Origin of the sequence: Janthinobacterium sp. LPB2021202312-11-4 (assembly GCF_037049705.1) — a bacterium.
In the GTDB taxonomy this organism is placed as follows: domain Bacteria; phylum Pseudomonadota; class Gammaproteobacteria; order Pseudomonadales; family Pseudomonadaceae; genus Aquipseudomonas.
Genome location: NZ_JBAGKV010000039.1, coordinates 37,855 through 48,889, shown reverse-complemented (window position 1 = coordinate 48,889; position 11,035 = coordinate 37,855). Strand labels below are relative to the sequence as shown.

The window sequence follows — 11,035 nt, the reverse complement described above, 5'->3', positions numbered from 1 at the left end:
AGTGCCCTGTTTGCGGCGATATAGTCTGTATGGTTATTTCAATAAAACTGTCTGTAGGTCAATGCTGACAGGCATCAATCAATAATTTGGTTTTTTGAACTTTTTTCTGTCTTGTCCTGAGGCTTATAACTACATGTTCATCGGAAGTTACTTGCTTACTTGCTGAGGGCAGTAGGGGATCATTCGTTGGCGTTGAAAGTTTGAACCCATAACGTCCTGTGCTGTAACAGCGCAGACAGGGTAGAGCGCTTAATGATTCATTTATTAACAAGACAGGTACTGAAAGATGTTCAAGAAAATCACTGTTGCTATCCCTTTGGCTGTACTGGCGTTCACGTCGAGCGCAGCATTCGCCGCGGGTGAAGCCAGTCACTCGATCAGCATTGTCGGCCACGTGCCGACCAATGGCTTCTACGTGGTGCCTGTCGACCCGGACCTGGTCAACAAGGATCAGCGCATGGACTTCCGTCCAAGCACCGGCACCATGGATGAAGTCACTGGCTTCTTCGATGTGCGTAACAACAATGGTTCGGTACATGCCAGTGTCCTGACTGCACCGAAACTGCTGGCGGGTGCCGAGAGCATCGACTTGAAAGTTGAAATCAACGGCAAAGAACTCACCACCACTCCGCAAATGGTCGTGGGCGAGGCCGAGTCCGATGTGAACTATCGCGCGCCACTGCGTATCAGCGCCAAAGGCACCACGTTTGCACCGGGCGACTACACCGGTGTGGTTGCCATGATGTTTGACGCGGTAACACCGGTCGCTCGCTAACGTTGCGATCAGCGTCAACCGGCGGGCAAACAACTGTCTGCCTGCCGGACTTCTTATTTTTGTCTGTAATCAGAGTATGTGTTCATGTTCCCGATGACACCCATCGCGGCTGCGCTTGCGCTGTTGTTTTGCGCCAGTGCGGTGGCGGCTCCGGTTCCTGCCGGTTCTACACCGCGAAGCCTGTTGGCCCAGGCCAAAGGTTTGCCGGCGGATTTCGAGGAGCACTTTTTTGATGTGCCTCTGGCGGTTCGCGTGGAACTCGATCAACAACCGTTGGGCGAGGCGATGGTCGTACTGTCGCGCGATGACCGCATCACCCTGCTCGAATTTACCGACACCAGTGAAAGCCGACTCAGTGCCGCCGAGCGCGAGACCTGGGCCACGTACCTGAAACCGGGTGTGGCGCTGGGCGACTGCGTCGGGCACTGCCCGGAACAGATGTTGGCGGTGCACTACAACCTGGAAAATTCACTGGTGTCGATCCTCACCGAAAATGCTGAGCGCGACACCGGGGTCAAGCGTTACCACGACCAACCGGAAAACGGCAGCAGCGGCCTGATGTTGCGCAACCAGCTCAACCTCAATGGCGGCCAGGACCAGGACCTGGGCGGACGCTTTGGCCTGGAAGCCAGCGGCAGCCTGGGCAGTTGGAGCCAGACCTTCAACATGCAACTGGCCCGTCTCGGCGGCCCGGATGACCAGCTCTACCACGCGGTCCACGAGCTCTACACCCAGCGTGAATTACAGGGCCAGTTCTTGCGCCTGGGTTACTTCACCCCCAGCTCGGAAGGGTTGACCCGCCAGCCCCGCACCTTTGGCACCAGCCCCGACACGACGGTGGGCGTCATGTACGGCAGCTCCGACAGCCTGGCGATCAATAGCCCGATGCCCAGCGTGTACCCGATCTACGTCACGGCCAACCGCCAGGCGTCGGTGGAAATCTACCGCGACGGTTTGCTGATCAATACCCAATCGGTGCCCGCCGGCCTGCAGACCCTCGACACCCGGCCCATGCCCGGTGGCATCTACGAAGTCGAAGTGCGCCTGATCGAAGACGGCCAGATCACCAGCACCACCCAGGAATTGGTCTACAAGCCCAACAACTGGCGCAACCTCGATGAGCGCTGGCGTTACAACCTGTTTGCCGGGCAGGAAACCAAACTGCTCAGCAATTGGGACCAGCAGGCCAGCGGCAGCGCGACGGCCGGGGCCTCGCTCAATTACTTGCTGCATCCACGGGTGATTCTCGGGCTGTCGGCGCGCCAGATCCGCGAAAAAATGCAATACGGCACGTCCATCGACTGGACGTTGGCCAACCACATCAGCGTGTATGCCAACGTCTACCAGACGCAAGACCACGGCACCGGCGTCGATCTGCAAAGCCTCTACAACTATGGCTCCGGCAGTCTGGTGATCAGTCATAACCGTAGCTGGCTCGATACCACCAATACCTACGACACCCTGCCGGACGGCACCCGTGTGCGGCAACGTAATGTGTTTGTCGGCGAAACCAGCAACTCGTCCCTGGCGCTGAACCATCGCATCAGCAGCAAAAACTCGTTGAACGCCCGGGTGTCCCACAGCGAAGGCAACGTCGAAGGCCTCGGCGTGGACCTGGGCTGGACCCAGCGCACCGAGCTGTTTGGCAGCGACGCGAACTGGCGGTTGTCCCTGTTTGATCGCCCCGGCAGCTACAGCAGCGGCGATGCGCGCAATCGCGGGGTCGACCTGAGCCTCAACCTGGCGTTGGGCGCACCGGGCCAGCAGATCACCGGCAGCATCGGCTCGCGCACGGCCCGGGATGGCAGCCGCGATAACAACGCCTCCCTAGGCTGGCGCAAAGACTTGAAGGATCACGTGCTGCAAAACGTCTCGGTCACCGCGCTGACCGACACCTATGGCATGGGCCTGTCGAGCCTGGCCAGTTTTCGCGCCGACACCATCAGCGGCGATGGCTTTGTTCAGCGTTCGTCCTACAACGGCAACTTTACCGGTGGCTTGAACATGGACAGCACCCTGGCCATCGGCGGTGAATACATGGTCCTGACCAGTCAGCCTGATGTTCGAGGTGCGGGGCTGATTGTCGATGTGGAATCCGATATCGACGGCATCGTCTTGCGCGCCGACGACTTGAGCGGTGGCAGCGCGGCGTTGCGCCCGGGGCGTAACTTCATCCCGATCACCGCGTACCAGAACAGCTCGGTGAGTTTCGATTTCGAAGGCAATCACGTGCCGGCCGCCAGCATTTCGCCGCCGCGCACCCGCTATCACCTGAACAAGGGCGGCGTGGAATATCGCAAGGTCCAGGTGATGAAAACCCTGACGGTGCTGGGGCGTCTGGTCGACCCGCAAGGGCGACCGCTCAAGGGCCATCACGTGATCAACCATGCCAGCCGTGGCGTGACCGAAGTCGACGGGTTTTTCTCCATGGAAATGAACGCCGGTTCGCCGACCCTGGAAGTGCGGCGCGGCGAGCAGTTGCTGTGTCAGTTCCGTCTCGATGCGAATCGCCACCGCAGTGAAAACAACGTGTTGATGATCGGTGACCTGCGGTGCACGCCAGACACCCTGGCCGACGTCACCTCCACCGAGCAGAAGGCAGGTTGAAACCTATGAAAAAGTCGATGTACGGGCTCGGCATGATGCTGGCACTGGCGGCGCCAGCGGCCGAAGCCATCAACCAGGAGATCCGGGCCCTGTTCACGCCGGACCCGGCTCAGCCGCAGCGCAACGTATTTATCAACAAGACCCCGAACAGCGGTTATTGCGCGACGTATCCAGTGCAGTGCGAGCGGTACAACACGTTCAGTATCCAGTTGCCGATCCAGTTCGGGCCCAGCCAGCCCATCGAGGCCGGTACGCCGGTATCGATCAAGGTCCCGGCCAACTGGCGGCAACTGACGGTGATAAACAAAGACACCGGGGAAACGGAAACCGTGGAAGTGCGTATCGCCGGCATCGGTTCCCGTCACTACTACAGCGACCCGGTCACCACCCTGACCGGTGAGTCAGACGTACTCTCGGGGCACCGAAAACTGTGGGGCGGCAGGAGTTGGGTAAACGCTCCGGCGCCTTGTCAGAACAGCGGTGTCGGGGCGTATTCGCCGATATCCTACCTGTTTTTCTGGCAAACCCCGGTGGAGGCGTCCTGTTCCAAAACAGTGGCGTTCCGCATTCCGCATATGTATTTCAACACCATCGATTTCGCCTACGAGCTGCGCACGCCCAACCCGTTGGGCATGTCGAGCGGGCTGTACACCGGCTCGATGAATTACAGCATCGGCCCCGGTCTGGATTTCGACATGGGGGGCATTAATTCCAATGACGACAGCCTGACCCTGGACTTCGTCCTCGACGTGCAACACACCCTCAAAGTGGATATTCCACCGGGCGGCAATAAAGTCATCCTGGAGCCCCAGGGCGGGTGGCAGAGCTGGCTGGATCAGGGGCGCAAACCGGTTCGTTTAATGCGTGACCAGACCTTTCTGATCTCGGCCTCATCCAGGTTCACGATGCGGCTGGAGTGTGAGTTCGATCAAGTCGAAGGCTGCGCAATCACGGATCGCCAGTCCGGTTACACGGGGGTGGTGAATGTCAGCGTCAGTTTGCCCCATGGCCTGATGAACAGTAGCGGGCAACCCGTCAAACGCATGCTGTTGGGCCGCATGGCAAGCGCACCGTTCCAGCCCGGCATTTATGTCGATCGCAAACCGGGAACCTTGCACTTTGAAGTGCCCGAACGCGACACCAACTGGTTAATCACCAACGCCCAGGGCCGCCCCTTCAAGGGCAACATCACCGTGATCTGGGATTCGGAAGTTTGACCTTCCGCGATCGCGACTTTTTATTCTTACGAGGTTCAAGACGATGAAACGTCTGTTGTGGATGGGGGCGCTCAGTGTGTTTGCCCTGACGGTTCAGGCCGGGCCGCAGATCAATGTCGGCACGGTGTACGACTACCTGGATGGCGATAAAAGTACCTACCTCAAGCGCGTGTTCAACAGTGGCGACGCCACGGCGTTCGTGAAAATCAACGTGTTGGAAATCCTCTACGACGCCGACGGTTCGGCCCGGGAAGTCCCGATCGAGAACGCGGCGGATGGCGCCGCGCGCAAGGGCATCATGGCCAGCCCGGCCCGATTGATCGTGCCGGCCAAAGGCATGCAGGGCACGCGCTTGCTGTACATGGGCGAGCGGGACAGCGAGCGTTACTTTCGCGTGCGTTTCGTGCCCGTGGTCCCGGAAAAAGAAGATGAATTCGTCCTCTCCAATGAAGAACGCGACGACTATAAAAAGAGCCTGTCAGCGGGGGTCAACGTGATGACCGGGTTTGGCACGATCTTCTTTGTGCGGCCCAAAAATGCGCGCTTCGACACGGCGATCAACGACACCCCCAGCCGTTATGAACTGCGCAACAACGGCAACACAGTGATGGTGGTCGACGAGTTCAAAAGCTGCTCGATCCGCGATGAAAACGACTGCGGCCCGACCACCAAACATCATGTGCTGGCGGGCAAGTCCTTCGGTTTCGACAAGGAAAAGGGCCGTGAGTATCGGTTCATGGTGGTCGAGGGCGACACCAAGAAAGTGCTGAAGATAGCGAGTCAATAACGGTTCACCGGCCAGTCAAGACGAACACCTTGTGGGAGCGGGCTTGCTCGCGAAGACGGCGTGTCAGTCGACATAAGCGTTAACTGATACTCCGTCTTCACGAGCAGGCCTGCTCCCACAGAGAAGTACTTTTCCAGGGCTTAACTGATCGGCATTAGCCAACAGTGGCTGCTTTTAATGGACGTTGTGGGTAACCAACATGATCAAGCAATGCACAGTCGTCGCGCTGATGGCTGCCACGGGGCTGATGAGTCTTTGGGCCGTGGCGGCTCGCGAGGAACATACTTTCGAAGTGTCCGTGACGGTGCCGACACGGACGTTTTATGTGGTGCCGGCCGACCCGACCTGGATTCACCGCCAGCAGATCCTGCCGTGGAATGTGGCCACCTCAAAACTGGGCAGCCTGCGCAAATATTTTGATGTGCGCCACGACACCAGTGCGATCGAAGCGCGCCTGGAACTCAGGCCCTACTTGTCCAATGGCCGGGACGCCGACGATATTGCTTTGAGCGTGCGGTTCAACGGGGTCGAACTCAGTCATGACCTGACGCCGCGTCAGGTGGTGTCGGCGGCCGACGCGGCGGTGGGGTCGCGGGTGTTGCTGGAAATCGAGCCGCAGCAACCGGCCGGGGGCTATCACCCCGGCGATTACTACGGCAGCGTATTGCTACTGTTCAACGCCCGGGCGCCGGGCGGATGAGTCCTCCAGGCCGTATTGTTTCAACAGGTCGCGCGTCAGCCGGCGTCCCAGGGCCTGTCTGTTGTAGGCCAGTTCGTTGAGCGTCAGCGAGTAAACCTGATCGGTCATCGGCGGGTTATTACCGGGGTTGCTGCGCTGTTCTTCCAGCGCGTCCACTTGCCGATCAAAGGATTGATCGTTGGCCTGCCATTGCTCGGGGTAGGTTTCGCGCAAGTAGTTTTCCCAGAACGGTTGTTCGAGCATGCCGTTGACCAGCCCGTCGCCGGCCTCGCGCTCCAGTACGGTGTCGTAGGCCCGTTCGATGGCGTCGTCCGACACCGCCGCCAGGGTTCTGTAAAGCATGGAGTCGGACTGCCAGGGCAGGTCAAGACGTCGCGCCAGTGCGGTTTGATACGCCAGGTAGATTTCCACTTCTTCGGCCCGACTGGGGCGCGACAAGGAATCGGCCAGGGCGATTTCGTTAACCCGATCCAGGCGCGTGGCGCCTTTGCTCAACTTCACCATCAGCGGTTCGAGTTCAGTGGCGGAGGTCGAATAGGCGTAAGCCTGGGACACCAGCGCCTGCACGCCCATGCGGTTGAAGATCTCGGAGCTGGCGTCCTCGCAGTTTTCCGGGTTTTCGGCGGTGCGGAACAGTTTTTCGCGCAGGGGCGTGTCCAGGTCCATGGCATCGATCAACTCCCAGACCCGCCGCGACAGTTGTTCGCGTACCCAACCGCCGGCCCGGTAATCGGCCGAGGTGGTCAGGCTGTCGATGAGCCGGAAAAAACCTTGGCTGTTGGTTTCGCTCATCAGGTTGTCCCAGGCTTCGACCCGCCAGGTGCCCAGGCCGGGAGAGCGGTTGCCCCACATCGATGAATCGTCATTCAGCGGCCACTTGTCCCGCCTGCTTTGGGCAAGGGGTTCGTAGGCGTTCTCCCGGGGCAAGCCCACCGAGCGGCGATATTCGTATAACGCCATGCGGTGGGCGTCCAGCAGTTTTCCGGCGTCCAGTCGCGCCCGGGCGACGGTCCAGGCGTTGTTCGAGCCGCGCACGGCCCGGGGAATGGTTCTGATCGGGTTGCCCGACAGGTCGAGGAAAAAGCCCCGGGGACGATGCCTGCCCAGCAACCCCTCGGGCCAGGCGTCGATGCCGGTGTTGGCCAGGTTCAGGACCCTCAGGCGCGGCATGCGCCGCACGTTCGGTGCCAGGCCCAACGAGTTGTATTCCAGGCGCAGGGTTTGCAGGCGGGTCAGGTTTCCCAGTTGCACCACGGCTTCGTCGGTCAGCCGGATGCGGTTATCGCTCAGGCGCAGGGTTTCGAGCGCCGGCATTTTCCCGACGCCGGCCGGCAGCCCGGTCAGGCCGCAGCGGCGCGCGCTGAACTGACGCAGTTGGGTGAAGTCTTTCAACATGTCGTCCGAGCGTTGCGAGAACTCCATGCCATCCAGATTCAGGGTGGTGACCTGATCGAGCCAGACCTTGAGGTCCGGCAGTTTTCGCCACCAGCGTTCCAGGTTGTAACGGCGCAGATCGCTGGACAGGTCCAGCGCATAACCGCCGGTGAGGGGGGCGCTGCGCTCATCGAACACCCGTGGCTTTCTTTCGAAGCATTCGGCGAGGCGTTCGGCCAGGTGCTTGACGGCATCGGGTGCAATGGCTGAATCGTCGGGCAGTGTCGCGACTATCTGATCCCGCCAGACGCTGAGCACATTGCGCAGTACGTTCAGTTCGCGTTTGAGGGTCGAGAGCACCTGCACCGGGTCGGCATCACGGGGCAGTGAACGGATGAAGGCACTCACCTCCCGTTCGTTGAGGTGTGGATACAGGTCCTTCACCCGCTGCTCAAGGGTTCGGGCTTCCCGGGTCAGCGAAGCGCCACGCAACAGCAACGTCGTCTCCCATTCCGCCACCGGCCGGATCGGCGGCGCCAGCAACGCCGTACGGCGTTCGGCCGGTGCCTCGGATTTGGCGATCAGCCACTCCTTGAACCAGGCGCCCTGGCCGGGGCGAAAACCGAGTTCCAGACGCGCCGCTTCGGGTATGGCGCGCAGGATCGACTCGTACAGATTGAAGGACTTTTGCAACTTGCGATTGTTCCGGTCACGCCCCTCGTAGCGCCCGCGTTCGTCACGGACCAGCACCTTGACGGTGGTGGCCTGATCGGCCCCGACCTGGCAGCGCAAGGGACCGTCGAAAGTGCCGTCACGCACTTCGATGCGCAGTTCATTGAAGGTGTCGCTGTTGAGCCGCAACACGTTCAGGGCCAGGCGCTCGGTGTCGGCAGTTATCCGGGCGTTCTGGAAATAACCCTCACACGCTCTTGCCGCCCGGGTTTCAAATGCACATTCGCGGGCCTGGCCCTTGAGGCGCAGGGGGATGCGTTGCTGGTGGGCCAGCGTGTCCAGTTCGGTGCTCCGGGCGCCGGCCATCAGGGTTTCGGCAATGTCGGTCGGCAGGTCGGGATATTGCTGCTGCAAGCGCTGAACGTTGGCGTCCTGGCTGACCTCCCTGGCGCGATACAGGTAGTCCGAGAGATCGCCTCTGCGTCCCTCGACCCGCGCCGCCAAACGATCTCGCAATGTTTGCACACGCTCATCGGTCGGCAGATGTGAACCGAGCAAGTCGGCCAATTGCGCTTCGTCCAGAAAACCCACCACCCGTTCCGGGAGTCGCCCCGCCATCACCTCGCCGAGACTGATTTTCAATGTCTGACGGGTGGAGGCCCGGGCATGGCCGTAGGTGCGGAACAGGCCGGTCAGGTTCGGGCGTTCATAGACATTCAGTGCGTAATCCGCCGGCCAGCCAGGCAGTTCGGTGACCAGTTGTTCGAACCAGAAGGACGACGGGTCCATGGGCGCCCCGGTACGAATTTGCTCCCGGGCCACGCCAATGTCCTTGAAGGCTTTGTAGCGTTTGAGGGTGTCGTCCAGCAGCAACGGCGGCGGGGTTTGCTCGACGTGCATGCGGCGCAACACCCCTTCATCCGTGCCGCTGACCCGGCGGATGTTTTCCAGTTGCTCGGCGTTGAAACCATCGGTGCGATGGCCCAGGCGTTTCATCAGGGTGTTGGCGTCCCAGTCGCGAGGGTTTTCCCCTTCGAGCAGCCAGGCACCGTGCCCGTTGTGGGTGATCTTCGGTGAGTAGGCGTCCGGGCGGGCGGGGTGCTGGATGCGATGGGCGGCGGTCTCGGGGTCTTTTGTTACGGCGTAGAACCCATCGTCCAGCGGCAAGATGTCCTGACCGCCAATTCGGTGCAGGCCCAGGGGATCGGGCGTCGAGTCTTTGCTCAGGCTGATCTGCTTTTGCTCATACGGGCCAAGGTCGGGGTTCCACAACTGGGTGTCACCGCCGGGCATTTGTACCGGCGTCATGCCTTCGATCAGCGGCGAAAGCTTGAGCTTGAACTCATTGCCGATGGCGCCACCGACGCCGAACGCGGCCAGTTGAATCACGTCGGTGACCACGCCGACCACATGGTCGGCGGCTTCGGCATACAAGCCTTCGGCCAGATCGACCACGCCCTCGATCACATCGGTGGTCAGTTGATAGGCGGTGTAGGCCAGCATCAGTTCACCCAGGCCCGGCACGAACGGCGTCACCACCATCAGCGCGACATTGAAAATATCCGAGAGGATTTTCTTGAAGTTGTCCCACCAGGCCCACCGCGCACGGCTGTCGGCGTCGGCGGTGGAGACGGCGATCTCGCGGCCATCGTTGAGGATCTTGTTCAGGGCTCGCTGGTACAGGTGCTCCCAGAGCGGCGCGCTGATCGGCAACACGGACACTTGCAGGTTGGGCCTGGACAGCGGTGTTTCACGCCAGCTCGGGCTGGGGTCGTCAGGCTGCTTTTCGTGCCATTTGACCTGGCTCAGGCGTTGCTCCAGGCCGGCGAAAAAATGCCCGCGCTGTTGCTGGTCGACGAACTGGCTGAAGAACTGCCGATAGGTCTGGCCGGTGGACGGCAACACCTTGTTTGCCAGCAGTTGGCGGGTGATTTGCGTCATGCAGGCGGTCGCCGACGGGTATTCCTTGAGCGGGTGTTCGGGGTCGTGGGGGACGTAGGCCAGCACCCGGCTGGTGCCCAGGTTCTGCTGTTGTTTCACCGGGGTGAACACCACGATGCCGGTCAGGGTGGTGTCCATCAGGCGCAGGTCACAGGCCTGCATGACTTTGCCGTCCAGGGTCAGGTTCGTGAGCCCGTGGATCAGCCCCAGCACCAGGCTGTGGGCATTTTGGCCGATGTCGTTTTTGTGCAGCGCCAGGTGGGCGGCCGCTCTGAGTGCGGATTTCTGGCTGAGGCTGACCCAGTGCTGCAAGACCCCGGCGGCCACGGGGCTGGCCGGTAGCAGGATCTGTTCAAGATGACGCTTGTAACGGGCGCCGATGTCCAGTTCGCGGCACAGTGTCTGGAATTGTTTAATGCTCATTTGTTGATTGATCGGCAGCGAGTCAAAGTGCCCGCGATGATCGGGCCGGGTAATAAATCCCGACGGTGGTTCGAATGTTTCTGACTTTGAAAAGTTATGCAGCGCCGCATCCAGTAAAGACACCGTTCGAGTGACGACGGCATCGGAAGTATTAATCACATACCACGGCAGTTCTTTGGGGATGTAGAGCCGCAGCCAAGTTGCCTGAACATCCAGATCCAATCCGTAACGCTGTTTCAGTGCGGCACGTAGCAACGGCTCGGCAAACCCGCGGATGTCCTGAACCGAATCGAGCAGTCGATCTACCGCATTCTGGTTGTTCCAGGCCTCAATGTTGGCACTTGCCAGCTCCTGCCCGGCGCTGCGGTACCAGGATTCGCGGCCGAATGGGACATTGCCCAGTGCAGCGGCTCTTTTGCCGGTGGCCTGGGTAAAACAGTTGTTGAGGGTGTTTTTAATCAGGGCGTAATGACGCCCTTTATTGTTATTGGAGTTGTCTGGCTCAGCCCGGTTGATTACTGTTTGTAACTGAAACATGG

The 11,035-nt window shown here is 60.4% G+C and carries 6 protein-coding genes; 5 read left to right on the top strand and 1 reads right to left on the bottom strand.

Features of this window, described 5'->3' with window-relative positions:
• Window positions 1-286: 286 nt before the first annotated feature.
• From V5E99_RS27820 to V5E99_RS27800, 5 genes are all read left to right on the top strand, one after another.
• Window positions 287-775, top strand: coding sequence for a CS1 type fimbrial major subunit (locus V5E99_RS27820; protein WP_499805556.1), 489 nt, complete (start codon window positions 287-289; stop codon window positions 773-775).
• An 84-nt stretch (window positions 776-859) separates the two neighbouring features.
• Complete coding sequence (locus tag V5E99_RS27815) at window positions 860-3,382, top strand: CS1-pili formation C-terminal domain-containing protein (protein ID WP_499805555.1); 2,523 nt, start codon at window positions 860-862, stop codon at window positions 3,380-3,382.
• 5 nt (window positions 3,383-3,387) lie between these two features.
• The gene (locus V5E99_RS27810; protein WP_499805553.1) at window positions 3,388-4,599 is read left to right on the top strand and encodes a hypothetical protein; all 1,212 of its coding nucleotides are present in this window, start codon (window positions 3,388-3,390) and stop codon (window positions 4,597-4,599) included.
• A gap of 43 nt (window positions 4,600-4,642) precedes the next feature.
• Complete coding sequence (locus V5E99_RS27805; protein ID WP_499805551.1) at window positions 4,643-5,386, top strand: fimbria/pilus periplasmic chaperone; 744 nt, start codon at window positions 4,643-4,645, stop codon at window positions 5,384-5,386.
• 199 nt (window positions 5,387-5,585) lie between these two features.
• Window positions 5,586-6,086 carry a CS1 type fimbrial major subunit gene (locus V5E99_RS27800; RefSeq protein WP_499805549.1) on the top strand — a complete coding sequence of 167 codons (501 nt, stop codon included), beginning with the start codon at window positions 5,586-5,588 and terminating at the stop codon, window positions 6,084-6,086.
• On the opposite strand, the gene V5E99_RS27795 is transcribed toward V5E99_RS27800, so the two are convergent.
• Entirely contained in the window at window positions 6,054-11,033 is a 4,980-nt protein-coding gene (locus tag V5E99_RS27795) for an NEL-type E3 ubiquitin ligase domain-containing protein (protein WP_499805547.1), read from the bottom strand. The two genes, V5E99_RS27800 and V5E99_RS27795, sit on opposite strands and share 33 nt — an antisense overlap.
• Window positions 11,034-11,035 lie beyond the last annotated feature (2 nt).